This is a genomic window from Arthrobacter agilis (assembly GCF_030816075.1).
Lineage (GTDB): Bacteria > Actinomycetota > Actinomycetes > Actinomycetales > Micrococcaceae > Arthrobacter_D > Arthrobacter_D agilis_E.
On the sequence record NZ_JAUSXO010000001.1, the window covers coordinates 3,730,014 to 3,743,829 of the forward strand.

The 13,816-nt window shown below is 71.8% G+C and carries 10 protein-coding genes; 6 read left to right on the plus strand and 4 right to left on the minus strand.

Features of this window, described 5'->3' with window-relative positions:
- Window positions 1-2: 2 nt before the first annotated feature.
- On the minus strand, window positions 3-821 hold the full coding sequence (locus QFZ50_RS17610; RefSeq protein ID WP_307086368.1) for an Fpg/Nei family DNA glycosylase: 819 nt from the start codon (window positions 819-821) through the stop codon (window positions 3-5).
- Window positions 814-5,823 (minus strand): Lhr family ATP-dependent helicase, encoded by a 5,010-nt coding sequence (locus QFZ50_RS17615; protein WP_307086369.1) that lies wholly within the window; start codon window positions 5,821-5,823, stop codon window positions 814-816. Before QFZ50_RS17615 ends, QFZ50_RS17610 begins: the two co-directional genes overlap by 8 nt.
- Window positions 5,824-5,951: 128 nt before the next feature.
- Between QFZ50_RS17615 and QFZ50_RS17620 the strand changes: the two genes are divergently transcribed.
- The gene (locus QFZ50_RS17620; RefSeq protein ID WP_307086370.1) at window positions 5,952-6,500 is read left to right on the plus strand and encodes a hypothetical protein; all 549 of its coding nucleotides are present in this window, start codon (window positions 5,952-5,954) and stop codon (window positions 6,498-6,500) included.
- A gap of 128 nt (window positions 6,501-6,628) precedes the next feature.
- Here the strand turns inward: QFZ50_RS17620 and QFZ50_RS17625 are convergent, their stop codons facing one another.
- Both QFZ50_RS17625 and QFZ50_RS17630 read right to left on the minus strand, forming a co-directional pair.
- Window positions 6,629-7,339, minus strand: a complete 711-nt coding sequence (locus tag QFZ50_RS17625; RefSeq protein ID WP_307086372.1) for a DUF4232 domain-containing protein — start codon at window positions 7,337-7,339, stop codon at window positions 6,629-6,631.
- Window positions 7,340-7,437: 98 nt separating this feature from the next.
- Window positions 7,438-7,893 (minus strand): 23S rRNA (pseudouridine(1915)-N(3))-methyltransferase RlmH, encoded by a 456-nt coding sequence (locus QFZ50_RS17630; protein ID WP_307086374.1) that lies wholly within the window; start codon window positions 7,891-7,893, stop codon window positions 7,438-7,440.
- 212 nt (window positions 7,894-8,105) lie between these two features.
- On the opposite strand from QFZ50_RS17630, the gene QFZ50_RS17635 reads away from it, so the two are divergent.
- The 5 genes from QFZ50_RS17635 to QFZ50_RS17655 are packed head-to-tail and all read left to right on the plus strand — an operon-like array spanning window position 8,106 to window position 13,797.
- A complete protein-coding gene (locus tag QFZ50_RS17635) occupies window positions 8,106-9,569 on the plus strand; it encodes a bifunctional cytidylyltransferase/SDR family oxidoreductase (RefSeq protein WP_307086377.1) in 1,464 nt (487 codons plus the stop codon).
- Complete coding sequence (locus QFZ50_RS17640) at window positions 9,566-11,098, plus strand: class I SAM-dependent methyltransferase (RefSeq protein ID WP_307086379.1); 1,533 nt, start codon at window positions 9,566-9,568, stop codon at window positions 11,096-11,098. Before QFZ50_RS17635 ends, QFZ50_RS17640 begins: the two co-directional genes overlap by 4 nt.
- Entirely contained in the window at window positions 11,095-11,334 is a 240-nt protein-coding gene (locus QFZ50_RS17645; protein WP_307086381.1) for a DUF6752 domain-containing protein, read from the plus strand. Before QFZ50_RS17640 ends, QFZ50_RS17645 begins: the two co-directional genes overlap by 4 nt.
- Entirely contained in the window at window positions 11,331-12,671 is a 1,341-nt protein-coding gene (locus tag QFZ50_RS17650; protein ID WP_307086384.1) for a family 1 glycosylhydrolase, read from the plus strand. Before QFZ50_RS17645 ends, QFZ50_RS17650 begins: the two co-directional genes overlap by 4 nt.
- Window positions 12,661-13,797 carry a glycosyltransferase gene (locus QFZ50_RS17655; RefSeq protein ID WP_307086386.1) on the plus strand — a complete coding sequence of 379 codons (1,137 nt, stop codon included), beginning with the start codon at window positions 12,661-12,663 and terminating at the stop codon, window positions 13,795-13,797. The genes QFZ50_RS17650 and QFZ50_RS17655 overlap by 11 nt, the downstream gene beginning before the upstream one ends.
- Window positions 13,798-13,816 lie beyond the last annotated feature (19 nt).

A 13,816-nucleotide genomic window follows, 5' to 3' on the forward strand; every position in this document is an offset into this window, starting at 1 on the left:
CGTCAGGGTAGTGCCGCCCCGGCCGGGGTTTCCAATCGCGGCTGGCAGTGTGGGCAGTAGTAGAGCTCGCGCAGTTCGGTCTCCCGGTCCCCGAGCTGTTCGAGGGCCACGGGTGTACCGCAGCGCAGGCAGCCCCGCCGCGACCGTCCGTACACCCAGAGGGTGTTGCCGCGCAGCTGTCCCGTGGTGGCCCGGGTGGTGCGTGCCTTGTTCGCCTCGAGGAGCTTCTTGGACAGTTCGACCATGCGCGGCAGGTTGGGCACCTCACCGGTGGGCGTGAGCGGGTGGACACCGGCCAGGAAGCACAGTTCGCACCGGTACACGTTGCCGATCCCCGCGAGGTTCCGCTGGTCGAGCAGGGCCAGGCCGATGGGCCGGTCGGGCTGTTCGAGCAGCCGGCGCAGCGCCTCGTCCGGGTCCCAGTCGGGCCCGAGCAGGTCGGGTCCCAGGTAGCCGACGGCCTCCTCCTCGTCGGCGCGTGCGATCACGCGGAGGAACCCGAGCTCGAACCCGACGACGACGGCGTCCTCCGTCTCCAGGATGCACCGCGCCTTGAAGGCGGGCCGGCGCCACTTCTCCCCGTGCGCGTAGACGTGCCAGAGCCCCTCCATCTTCAGGTGCGAATGGATGTCCCACCCGTCGTCGCCCCCGCCGCGGATCAGGAGGTGCTTGCCGCGGGCGACGGCCTCCTGCACGGTGTCACCGGTGAAGTCCACGGTGGCGAACTTGGGCACGCGGATGTCGCACCGTGTGAGCTGCTTCCCCGCGAGGGCACGGTGCAGCTCACGGGCTGCCCGCCAGACGGTATCCCCCTCAGGCACGGATCCTCAACCCCCGCGGCGTGGTGTAGAAGCCGGCGTCGGCCAGGGCGCGGCCGATGTCCGTGTCCAGGATCTCCCCGCCGTTCACCTTCTCGAGCGCCATCTTGTCCGCGGCACCGCGGCGGATGATCGTGACCAGGGCCAGCGCGGCCGCGCGCAGCACCGCGGTGTCCTCGGTGAAGGCCAGCAGGGTCTTCCCGCCGCGCTCCACGTAGAGGGCGAGGGCGCCGTCCACGAGCACCACCAGGGCACCCGCCTTCCGCCCGGCGCGGTGCCCGCCGTCGGCCTGGGGCCAGCTCAGCGCGGCACCGTAGGGGTTGGCGGGGTCGGTGGCCGCGAGGGCCACGGCCTTCAGGGGCGGGGCCTCCCCGCCGAGGACGTCCTGGGCGGTGGGCAGCTGGTTGTCCGCACTGAACGAGCGCAGGCGGTCCACCGTGGCGGGGACGGCGAACTGGGCGGCGCCGAGGTGCTCGATGAAGTACCCCCGACGGCACCGGCCCATCTCCTCGAGGCGCGCCAGCACCTTGTACATGAGTCCGAAACCGCCCGGGATGCCTTCCTGCCCGACGGCGCCGCGCGTGACGACCCCGTACCGGTCCAGCAGGAGCTCCGCCGTGGCATGGGCGTGCAGCGTGGTCTCCGGTTCGACCCCGGGCAGCATGTTCCAGCGCCCGGCGGCCAGGGGAGGGGTGGGCCGCTGGTAGCTCCCGCCGTCGTCGGTCGCCGCGCTCAGGCGCATGGAGGCCCCGGTGAGGGACTTGCCCGGCGCCCGGCCGAGCCGCCCCGCCCGTGACGTCCGTGCGCGGGCCGGGACCGGCTTCTGCTTGTGCGCCGTCTTGCCGTGGGCGAGAAGCGCGCGCACCGGCGTGAAGGTGTCGTTGCTGATCCGGCCCGCCCACACCAGATCCCACAGCGCGGTGACGACGGCCGTGTCCGGAGTGGCCTCCTGCACGTCGAGCAGGTTGGTGAGCTGCCGCAGGAAGAAGCCGCCCCCGCCGGCCAGCAGGTCCAGCAGGGCCGTATGGAGCGCGCTGGGCTCGAAGGCCGGATCGGGCCGCAGGGTCAGGGGTGCGTTCTCGGCGAGGTGGAGGGCGATCCAACCGTCGTTGCCCGCGAGGGACCCCGCACCGGACCACAGCACCTCGCCTGTCGCGGTCAGTTCGTCGAGCATGGCGGGCGCGTAGTTCGCGACGCGCTGCGCCAGGATGAGCGGCTCCCATGCCGAGGCGGGGATCGGCACACCCGAGAGCTGGTCGATGACCGTGATCACGCCGTCGAGGCCGCGCAGGCTGGAGCCGATGTGCTGCCAGGCGGGCAGGAACCGACCGTAGGCCGCCGGGTCCACGGGCTCCACCTCCTGCCGGAGGGCGGCGAGCGAGCGGCGGCGCAGGCGGCGGAGCACCTCGGCGTCACACCACTCGCTCGCGGCCGGCGCATGCACGGTGATGGTGCCGGGAGCGGCACCCGACGCGGCCGAGATGTCGAGGACGGGCACCGACTCGGCGGGACGGAACTCGCCCTCCACCACGCGCCCGGCGCCAGCGAGGCGCTGCAGCGAACCGGCGACGACGGCGACACCGAGGCCGAGGCGGGCTGCGGCCTCCGCGGCGGTGAACGGTCCGTGGGTGCGCGCGTAGCGGCCCACGAGGTCCCCGAGCGGGTCCTCCACCGGTTCGATGAACGCCAGCGGGATGCCCATGGGCAGCGGGACGCCGAGGGCGTCGCGGAGGCGGGCCGCGTCCTCGACGGCCGAGACCCGTTCGATGCCCGCGATGTGGACGGTCAGTGCACGGTTCGCCTTCACGAGGGCCGCGACGTGCCGGCCGACCACCTCGACGGATGCCCGCCCGGGGACCGGTGTCACGGAGGCAGCCATGAGCGCCTCATCCGAGGCGTCCTCATCGGTGGGTGCGAACGGGGACGCCTCCGGCGATGCGTGGGATCCGGTGGGGACGTCGACGGACTCCCGCCCGCCCGCGGCCGCCGAGGATCCGGGGACAACGGACGTGAGGGCGGTCTGCTCGTCCGCCGGGGCCTCGAGCCGCTCGGCGATCTCCTCCACGGTGAGTGGTCCGAGCAGGCGCAGCAGGTCCGCGACCCCCTCGAGCCCGCGGGCCAGGCGGTCCGGCCGGAGGCGCTGCAGTTCGAGTTCCGTCTCGGCGATGACCCGCGCGTCGAGCAGCTCGCGCAGCTCCGCCCGGCCGAGCAGCTCGTTGAGGAGCGTCGGGTCGAGCGAGAGCGCCGCGGCCCGGCGTTCGGCCAGGGGCGAATCCCCCTCGTACAGGAACGACGCCACGTACCCGAACAGCATGGACCGTGCGAAGGGCGAGGGCTGCTGCGTGGTGACCTCGACAATGCGCAGCTCCCGGCGCTCGATCGATGCGGCGAGCTCCTTCAGGGCGGGCAGGTCGTAGACGTCCTGCAGGCATTCGCGCACGGTCTCGAGGACGATCGGGAACGTCGGGTATTTCTTGGCGACGTCGAGCAGCTGCGCCGACCGCTGCCGCTGCTGCCACAGGGGGGTCCGCTTGCTCGGATTCTGGCGTGGCAGCAGGAGGGCGCGGGCCGCGCACTCCCGGAACCGGGAGGCGAAGAGCGCCGATCCGCCCACCTCGGCGGTGACGATGCCGTCGAGCTCCTCGGCGTCGAACAGGAAGAGATCGGCACCGGGCGGTTCGTCCTCCATGAGCGGTACGCGGAGCACGATGCCGTCGTCGGACGCCATCGCGGCGCCGTCCATGCCGTACCGCTGCTCGAGCCGGGCTCCGACGGCGAGCGCCCAGGGCGCATGCACGGGCATGCCGAACGGGCTGTGCAGCACCACACGCCAGTCGCCGAGTTCGTCGTGGAACCGCTCGACGACGAGCGTCCGGTCGCTGGGCACCACCTCGGTGGCCTCGCGCTGCTCCGTCAGGTAGGTGATGAGGTTGCCCGACGCCCACGCGTCGAGGCCGATCCTCGCGCACCGCTCCTGCGCCTGCTCCGGCGTGGCGCCGGACATCTCCCGGTTGAAGGCGCCGAGCGCACGGCCGAGTTCGACGGGGCGGCCGAGGGAGTCGCCCTTCCAGAACGGCAGCTTGCCGGGCTGCCCGAAGGCGGGGGAGACCAGCACGCGGTCATGCGTGATCTCCTCGATCCGCCAGCTGGTGGCTCCCAATGCGAAGACATCGCCGACCCGGGATTCGTACACCATCTCCTCGTCGAGTTCGCCGACGCGGCGGCCTCCCGCGCGCGGTCCCTCGCCCTCGGACCCGACGAGGAACACGCCGAACAGGCCGCGGTCGGGGATGGTGCCGCCGGAGGTGACGGCCAGGCGCTGCGCCCCGGGCCGGCCCGTGATGGTCCCTTCCACGCGGTCCCAGATGATGCGGGGCCGCAGCTCGGCGAACTCGTCGGACGGGTACAGGCCGGCGAGGAGGTCGAGCGTCGCGTCGAACGCCGACCGCGGCAGGGTGGCGAACGGCGCGGAGGCGCGGACGACGTCGAACCACTCCTCGACGTCGATGGTGCCGAGCGCAGCCGCCGCGACGGTCTGCTGCGCCAGGATGTCCAGCGGGTTGGTGGGGATGTAGAGGGGCTCGATCTGCCCGGCGAGCATGCGCTCCACGGTCACCGTCGTGTTGATGAGGTCCCCGCGGTGCTTGGGGAACAGGACGCCCTGCGAGACCTCGCCCACCTGGTGGCCGGCACGGCCCACGCGTTGCAGGCCGCTCGCCACGGAGTGCGGTGACTCGACCTGCACCACGAGGTCCACCGCGCCCATGTCGATGCCGAGTTCGAGCGAGCTGGTGGCGACCACGCAGCGCAGGCGGCCCGATTTCAGGTCGTCCTCGATGAGCGCGCGCTGGTCCTTCGACACCGAGCCGTGGTGGGCGCGGGCGAGCAGCGGGGCGGCGCCGTTGCTCTGCCCCGCCTGGGCCATCATCTGCGCGGGGGTCGCCGTGGTGTGCGCGAACGACGGCGCCGCGGCGGGCTCCACGGCGGCCGGGTTGCCTCCGGCCGCCCAGACGGCGTCCCGCTCGAGGCGCTCCGCGTGGATCTCGTTGAGCCGCGCGGTCAGGCGCTCGGCGAGCCGGCGCGAGTTCGCGAACACGATCGTGGACCTGTTCTGCTCGATGAGGTCGACGATCTTCTCCTCGACGTGCGGCCAGATGCTCGCCTGCGGCACGGCGTCGCCGTCGTCGTCGGTGTTCGACGCGGCCCCACCGAGCTCCGTCATGTCCTCCACGGGTACCGTGACGGTGAGGTCCCACTGCTTCTTCGACGGCGGCGCGACGATCTCGACGGGGGCGTTGCCGGACAGGAACCGGGCCACCGTCTCCTTGGGCTCCACCGTGGCGGAGAGGCCGATGCGCTGCACCGGCTTGTCCAGCAGGGCGTCGAGGCGGGCCAGGGACACTGCGAGGTGCGCGCCGCGCTTGGTGCCCGCGACGGCGTGGACCTCGTCGATGATGACGGTGTCCACCTCCATCAGCGTCTCCCGCGCCTTCGACGTGAGCATGAGGAACAGGGACTCGGGCGTGGTGATGAGGATGTCCGGCGGCCTCGTGAGCATCGCGCGGCGTTCGGCCTGGGGGGTGTCACCGGATCGGACACCGACGGTGATGCTGGGCGCGGGCAGCCCGAGCCGCTTGGCCGTCTGCGTGATGCCGATCAGCGGCGCCCGCAGGTTCCGCTCGACGTCGACGCCGAGGGCCTTCAGGGGCGAGATGTACAGCACGCGGGTACTGCGCTTGGGTGCTGCCGGTGCCTTCCGCCCCTTCGCCGGTGCAGGGGCTTCGGGCTCGGCCTCGCCGCTCCCGCCCGAGGCGATCAGGCGGTCCAGGGCCCAGAGGAACGCGGCGAGCGTCTTGCCCGAGCCGGTGGGCGCGACGACGAGGGCATTGGATCCGGCGGAGATGGCGGACCAGGCGCCCTCCTGGGCGGGCGTGGGTTCGGAGAAGGCCCCGGCGAACCACTCGTGCGTAGCCGGGGTGAATCTCGTCAGTACCTGCGTCGTCACCCACTCATCATGCCCCAGCGCACCGACACTCGCCGGAGGGGCGGCGCACCGCAGGCCTCCCCCCGCCGCGGGGCCGGCGGGAGTAGGTTTCAGGGGAGCCGCGCCGCGCGGCCGGGGGAGGAGCGGCCATGGCAGCAGGAGCAGGGACGGCTGGAACCCGTGGACCACGCGGGCACGTGTCCCACAACTGGCTGCCCGTGGCAGGCGTCGGATCGCTCTTCCTCGGCGGCGCCGCGGCAGCGCTCGTGTTCGAGGGCGACACGGGCCGGACGGCCGTCTATTTCGTGGTGGCCACCCTGGTGCTCATCCTCCTGACCACGCCGTGGCTCCTCCGCCACCCGCCGGCGCTGCATGCCGGTGCGGGCGCCTACCTGGTGCTCGGTGTCGTCGTGGAGCTCGGCGCGCTCCTCGGCGGGGCCGTGGAGGCCTTCCGGGGGCTCGGCGCCTGGGTGGTGCTCGGGATCGGCGTCGCGGTGTACGGGTACCTCGAGCGGGGGCGCGTCATGATCACTGCCGGGGCGGGCACAGCGCTGCTGGGCGTCGGCGCCATCGTCACGGCCGCGCCGTGGCCGACCCTGGTGCTCGCACTGGCCAGCGCAGCCCTGCTCGTGTTCGCGGCCTGGCGGCTCCGGCTCCTGGGGATGCAGGCCGGACTCCCCGCCGGAGCCGGCCGCTAGCCGGCCCTCCAGGGCAGCCGGCCACGCCGCCGCTGAAACGGCCCGCCGGCCGGGCCGCCGCGATGACGGCCAGTGAGAGCCCGCCGCTGGAACGCCCCGCCGGCCACGCCGCCCGCTGGAACGGCCCGCTAGGACGCGGGCTGCAGCGTCCCGATGGTCATCAGCACCACGGACGCCGCGGAGCAGGCCGGGATCTCCTGCGGCAGCACGAGCGAGTCGGTGTCTCCGGGCGGGTAGACACGCAGGCCGGCGGCGGTCGTGAGTCCGCAGTCCGCACCGTAGTTCTGGGCGTTGGTCTGCCGCAGGGTCGCGGCGGCGGAGGCACCCGGGGCGAGGGACACGACGGTCGACGCCGAGCCGTCGCGGTCCGCGGGGGCCCCGATCTGGGTGCCGGCCGCATCGACGAAGGACACCCCGGGGAAGCCGTCCACCCTGCACTCCTGGTCGGAGGCGTTGGTCAGCACGAGCGTGCGGTACACGCTGCCCGCTGCGCCGCCGCCGGGCTGGTCCTCGACGCTCCCGGTCAGCTGCGCGGCCGTGCAGGCTCCGCCCGCAGCGGGCGCGGCTGTGGGCGTGACGGGTGACGGCGCCTCCGTCGTCGGTGCGGCCGATGCCGAAGTGGACGGAGCTGCGGACGGCGCTGCCGTCGGCGCTTCGGACGGCGCCTCGCTCGTGGTGTCGGCCGTCGGCGCTGCCGACGGTGTCGAGGACGCCGACGGGCCCGGTGCCGCCGTCCCGCCGTCGTCCGTCCCGGACGACGCGCAGCCGCTCACCGCCATCAGGCTTCCGGCGGCCGCAACGGCCACGATCCAACGCTTGCTCCCCAGCAGACTAGTCATGGACTCACATTAGCCCCGGGATCCCGGAGCGCCAGTAGGCGGACACGGCCGTGCCGGGATCGTTACGTGCCCAGGACCTGCAGCATCGCCGATGCCGCCTATTCGTGGTGGTACGAGCGGCCGCCGGCGATCTCCTGGGCGCGGTACACCTGCTCGGCGAGGATGAGGCGCACCAGCTGGTGGGGGAAGACCAGGGGGGAGAGGGACCACACGAAGTCGGCCCGCTGGTGCACCTGCGGGTCCACGCCGTAGGCGCCGCCGATGATCACCGTGACACTGCGCGACGCCTCGAGCGGCTGCAGCAGGGTCCGGGAGAGCGTGGGCGAGTCGATGGCCTTGCCGCGCTCGTCGAGGAGGATCACGTAGTCGGTGCCGAGCCGTGCGAGGAGCCGCTCGGACTCCTCCCTGCGCGCGGCGTCGTGCTCGCGCGCTGAGTGGTTGATGAGCTGCCAGGACAGGTCGAACGGCTTCTTCAGGCGCTTCGCGTAGCGCTCGATGCCCTCGGACACCCAGCTCTCGTGCTTGCGGCCCACTGCGAGCACCCGGATTGCCATGACCTCAGGTTATCGCCCCGATCCGGGTGCCCACACGGCACCGGAGGGGCGGAACGGGCCCTGCCGGAGGTGGACGCCGGATGAACACGAGGCAAAGAACAAGCGCTTGCACAAGGATTTCGCGGGCCCAAGTTTTCCTGCCCGGCGCGGAGGGCCGTCAGTACGCTGACGGAACCCAACCGAACACCCCGAAGCGCATGAGGGAGGCGGCAATGTCGACCATCACCGGCCGAATCGACGAACCGAGCACAGCGGACAACGTGGCACGCCCCCGACGACGAACGGTCGGCGTGATCCTGGCCGGCGGCGTCGGCACCCGTATGGGCCTCGAGATCCCCAAGCAGCTGGTACCCGTGGCCGGCCGGACGAGCCTCGAGCACACCGTCGACATCTTCCAGCAGTGCCCGTTCATCGACGAGATCATCGTCATGATGGATCCCGGCACCATGGACCGCGCCGAGAAGCTCGTGACGCGGGACCGCTTCCCCAAGCTCTCCGGGCTGCTGCCGGGTGGGCGCGACCGCAACGAGACGTCCTACCTCGCCCTCCGGGAGATCGCGACGCCGGGCTCGAAGGTGGTCTTCCACGACGCCGTCCGTCCGCTCGTGGACCCCTCCATCGTCCGGGCGTGCGTTGATGCCCTCGACACCTACGACGCCGTCGACACCGGCATCCCGTCCGCGGACACCATCATCCAGGTGGACGAGCACGACATCATCCGCGCGGTCCCGCCGCGGGCATCCCTCCGCCGAGGACAGACACCCCAGGCCTTCCGGTGGGAGACCCTGATGGAGGCCTACGGCCGGGCGCACGCCGACCCGGACTTCGCCGCGACCGACGACTGCTCGGTGGTCCTGAAGTACAGCCCGGACGTCCCGATCATCGTGGTGCCGGGCCACGAGGCGAACATCAAGATCACGCACCCCATCGACATCCACCTGGCCGACAAGCTGTTCCAGCTCAAGCACCAGCACGTCGACCCGGTACCGGTCCCTGCCGCCTCGCTCCGCGACGCCGTCGTGGTCGTGTTCGGCGGCAGCTCGGGCATCGGTGGCGAGCTCACCCGGCAGCTCGAGGACGAGGGCGCGCACGTCGTCCCCCACAGCAGGACCGGCAGCGGCACCTTCGTGGAGGACCGCGACTCCGTCGCGCGTGCCCTGGCCGGTGCCGCCGCCGAGTACGGGAGGATCGACCACGTGGTGCTCACCGCGGGCGTCCTGACCATCGGCGACCTCGTGGCCCTCAGCGACGAGCAGCTCCAGCACGATGTCGGCGTCAACCTCATGGCCGCGTTCGTCGTCGCGCAGGAAGCGCACTCCTATCTCGCGGCCTCGCGAGGATCGCTGCTGCTGTTCTCCTCCAGCTCCTACACGCGCGGACGTGCCCAGTACACGGTGTACTCGGCCACGAAGGCGGCGCTCGTCAACCTGACCCAGGCGCTCGCGGACGAGTGGAGCTGCGACGCGATCCGGGTCAACTGCATCAGCCCGAGCCGCACCGCGACGCCCATGCGGCAGAAGGCGTTCGGCCGTGAGGACGAGACCACCCTCGTCCAGGCAGGCGATGTCGCCCGCGTCTGCGGCCAGGTCCTCGCCTCCGACATCACCGGGCAGGTCTTCGACGTCCGCCTGCAGCACGTCGACCCCCTGCCCAGCCAGTTCGAAAGCGTCCGGTGAGGGCGGCGCCCCTCACAGCCGACGCGCAGCGGCTGGTGATCCCCGACGCCCGCATCCCCTCGGGTGATGCCTTCTCCGTCCTGCTGGGCGGACGCCGCATCTGGACGGTCCGCGCGCCGGAACGGGACGACGACGGTGCACTGAGCCTTGCGTGGCCGCCGTCCCTCGCGGAACGCCTCACCGGACGGGCGCGGCTCGCGGTGGAGCACGCGGGTCGGGAGGTCGCCGCGGCGACGGTCGCGTTCGACGACGACCCGTCCGAGTTCGTCCTGACCGAGCCCGGCACGGGGATCCCGCAGGTGGTCAACAAGTGGGGCCGCATCGCCCGGTCCTTCGAGGGCCGGGACGCCGTGCTCATCGAGCAGGTCCTCGACGAGGCCGAACGCCTCATCCAGGTGCTGCACAGCACCCTCGGGATCGATCTGTTCGTCACGGGCGGCACGCTCCTCGGCCCCGTCCGCAACGGGCGCATCCTCCCGCACGACGACGACGCCGACCTCGCCTACCTCAGCAGGCATACCAACCCGTCCGACGTCGCCCTCGAGAGCTTCGGCATCGAGCGGACACTCGCGGCACACGGGTACGAGACGGTCCGGCACTCGAGCGGCCACCTGCAGCTGCTGTTCCCCGGCGGGACGGTGACGGACCGCTTCTACCTCGACATCTTCACCTACTTCGAGTGCGACGGCTGGTTCTACGGGACGTTCCACGCCCGGGAGCCCGCGGAGACGGTCACCATCCACCCCCTGAAGCCGCTGGCCGTGAACGGCCGGATGCTGCCGGGGCCCGCGGAGCCCGCGGAGCTCCTCGCCGCGATCTACGGGCCGTCCTGGGAGGTGCCCGACCCGACGTTCGCCTTCGTCACGCCGCCCGCCGCGTTCCGCCGCTACTACTGGTGGCTCAACCACTTCGACGTGGACCGCGAGAACTGGGAGGACCACCACCGCGCCGAGATCGAGGCGGGTCCTGGCCGGGCGCCGTCGGGCCTCGCCGTCGCCGCCGCCGGCTCATTGCCGGCGTCGTCGACCGTGCTGGACCTCGGCTGCGGCCTCGGCACGGACGCCCGCTACCTGGCCGATCACGGCCATCGCGTGCTCGCCGTCGACTACAGCAGACCCGCGCTCGCCTGGGCGAAGGAGCATCTCGCGCACGACGGCGGCGTGAGCTTCGAACGCGCGAACCTGACCATGGCCCGCCACGCGCTGCACCTGCGGAAACGGTGCGCGGAGCTCGACACGACGGTGCACGTCCACGCCAACCACCTCTTCAACGCCCTCAGCCCGCTCGGCTGGGACACCACGCTGATGCTCATCAAGCACCTGCTCGCCGCCCCCGGGAGCACTGCGTTCCTCGAGGTCGGGGTGGCCGGCGCGGAGGGGTCGGCGAGCTGGGTCGAATACCAGCCCGTGGACTGGAGGAGATTCCAGGAGCAGCTCCATCGGTACTCGCTGAGTGTTGAGGAGCAGGACGACGACGGAGCAGGCGCGGCGACGAGCCGTCGCGTGCTCGTGAGAAGGGAGAGGGCATGACCGACACGACCCACACCACGGCCCAGGACATGGAGCTGCAGTTCGCCGAGCCGGAGGGCCTGGCGGAGCAGCTGCTGGCGCTCCGGGCCGAGGTGGAACAGCTGCGGGCGGACGTCGTCCGGCTCGATGCCGACCTCGACGAGTCACGGCGGCTCAACCTGCGGGCGGCCGAGCTGCTCGACGTCGTCTACGAGGAACTGGGTGCACGCCGCACCGCGTCGGAGGACGCCTCGTGACCCCCCGGGGCGGGGAAGGACCGCCGCTGGAGATCATCGGCGGTTTCGAGAGCACCTTCATGCCCGCGCACGACAGGGACATCTTCGAGACCACGGAACACGACACCCGCTGGCGCGAGGACCTCGACCTGCTCTCACGGTCGGGCATCACGCGGCTGCGCTACCCGGTGCGGTGGCACCGCATCGAGGAGTCCGAAGGGGTCTTCGACTGGTCCGCCACGGACGAGGTCCTGAACCACCTGCACGAGCACGGCTTCCGGCCCATCATCGACCTCGTGCACCATACGAGCTACCCGGTCTGGCTGACCGATGGCTTCGCCGACGCCCGCTTCGGCGCGGCGTACCTGCGCTACGCGGAGGCCTTCGCCCGCCGCTACCCGTGGGTGGAGGAGTACACGCTCTTCAACGAGCCGTTCGCCACGCTCTTCCTCTGCGGTCACGAGGCCATCTGGCCGCCGTACCACTCCGGGCTGCAGGGGTTCGTGGACCTCCTCGTCAACGTGCTCCCGGCCGTCGCCGAGGCCGGCGCCCTGTACCGCGAGCTGCTGCCCGGCGCCCGGCACGTCTGGGTGGACACCTGCGAGTTCCACACGGGCTCCGACGCGTCGGGGCAGCGGTACGCGGACATGGCCAACGACCGCCGCTTCCTCGCCCTCGACGCGTTCCTCGGCCGGGGGTACGACGTCGACAGCCAGCTCGGCCGCGACCTGGCACCGGTGGGCGGTGAGCGACTGCTCTCCCTGCCCGCGGGGACCATCGACGTCCTCGGTCTGGACTACTACGCGCACTGCCAGTGGAACTTCGGAGTGGAGGGAGGGACGGCGCCCACACCCACCCCGCTGCCCCTGGCCGACCAGATCCAGCAGTACTGGCAGCGCTACGGACTGCCCTGCATGATCACCGAGACCAACGTGCGCGGGCGTACCTCCGATCGGGCCACGTGGCTCAAGTACGTGCTCGAGCAGTGCGAGGAGGCCCAGGCGCGCGGCGTCGTGCTGGAGGGGGTGTGCTGGTTCCCCGTCGTCGACTCCACGGACTGGAACTCGCTGCTCTTCCGCTGCGAGGGCCACGTGGACCCCGTCGGCGTGTACTGGCTCGACGAGGACCTCGAGCGGCGTACATCGGTGATGTCGACGTCGTACGCGCTCGCGGCCGGGGGAGTGCGTTCCGGCGAGCTCCCCGCCTATCTCCTCGGTGAACCCGTGGCCACCTGGCTGCAGGGCTACCGGGAGCAGATGTCCCACTGGGACTGGCAACAGCCTCCCGAGAGCGATCTCGGTTCGCGTCTCCCCCGTACAACCACTCGAATGGAATTGAGGATCGTCGATGCACAGTGAACTCATTGTTCTGTCCCACCTGCGGTGGGAATGGGTCTGGCAGCGGCCTCAGCAGCTGGTCTCCCGCCTGAACCGGACGCCGGGACGCACGACGTACTTCGTCGAGGAACCCCTCACCCCGCCCGACGTCGAGCTGACGGAGAACCGGCTGGGGACCACGGAGATCGACGGCCTGACGCGCGTCTACCTCGAGATCCCGGAGCAGGGCCACCATGTGGGCTTCTTCGACGAGGTCATGCCCGATTACATCGCGCAGCTGCCCCAGCTCCTCGGCCCGCCCACCGGTGAGCGGGTCGTGTGGATCTACACGCCCCTCGTGCTGGAGGCGGCGCTCGCCCTCGAGCCGACCACGCTCGTCTACGACGTCATGGACGATCTCGCCGCGTTCAGGAATGCGGCCCCCGAGCTGCTCGTGCGGCAGCGCCAGGCGCTGAAGCGGGCCGACGTCGTGTTCGCGGGCGGCCGTTCACTGCACCGGTCCGTGGTCAAGCAGGGGCGGGAGGACGCGCACCTGGTGCCCAGCGGCGTGTCCGTGGCGCACTACGCGGCGGCTGCGCGGGCAGCGACCCCCGACCGTAGCAAGCCGGTGGCCGGCTACGTCGGGGTGCTGGACGAGCGGCTCGACCTCGACCTCGTCGCGGGCCTCGCCGAGCGCCTGCCCGAGTGGGAGATCCGGATGATCGGCCCCATCTGCAAGATCGAGGAATCGGACCTGCCGCAGGCGCCGAACATCACCTACTACGGCCAGCAGGACTACAAGGACCTGCCGGCGCTCATGGCTGAGTTCGACGTCGCCCTGATGCCGTTCGCCCTCAACGAGGCCACGAAGTCGATCAGCCCCACCAAGACGCTCGAATACCTGGCGTCCCGGCTGCCGGTGGTCTCCACGCGCGTGCCCGACGTCGTCGCGGACTTCCCCGGCGTCGTCGAGCTGCAGGACGACGCCGCGGGCTTCGCCGCCGCCTGCGAGGCCCTCCGGGGCAGGGCCGGCGAACCGCCGTCACCCGAGCTGCGCACGCTGCTCAGGCGCCACGACTGGGACAGGATCGCCGAGCTCATGGACAAGACGGTGTTCGATCAGGAGCGGTCGGCGCCGGAGCGCGCCACGGCCGAGGCAACCGCCTAGCAGCCATGCCGACCCACAG